The following is a 255-nucleotide window of genomic DNA, read 5'->3' as shown; positions in this document are numbered from 1 at the left end:
TGAGAACGTTGAGGAAAAAATATATAATCAGCAGTTACATAAGGAACTTGAAGAAACCATGAATAAATATAATACTTCGAGAGAAAGGGAAATATTGAAATTAAGGTATGGCTGGGATAATTGTAAATATATGACCTGTCAGCAACTTGGGGAGATGCATAATGTTACTAAGGTTACCATTAATAATATTGAACGTACAGCCCTTGAAAAAATGAGAAAATCACCCTGGGGAGCAAGGAAGGCAAAAGAACTGTA

At 34.5% G+C, this 255-nt stretch carries 1 protein-coding gene; it reads left to right on the top strand.

What is annotated here, in order from left to right; all coding sequences use genetic code 11:
- Positions 1 to 255: sigma factor-like helix-turn-helix DNA-binding protein (locus ACJDU8_RS25880; RefSeq protein ID WP_406795047.1), on the top strand; the 255-nt coding region annotated here is incomplete at both ends.

Source organism: Candidatus Clostridium eludens (assembly GCF_045310515.1).
In the GTDB taxonomy this organism is placed as follows: Bacteria; Bacillota; Clostridia; order Clostridiales; family Clostridiaceae; genus Clostridium_B; species Clostridium_B eludens.
The sequence above is the reverse complement of the archived record's forward strand: the minus strand, read 5'-3'. Positions and strand labels throughout refer to the sequence as shown.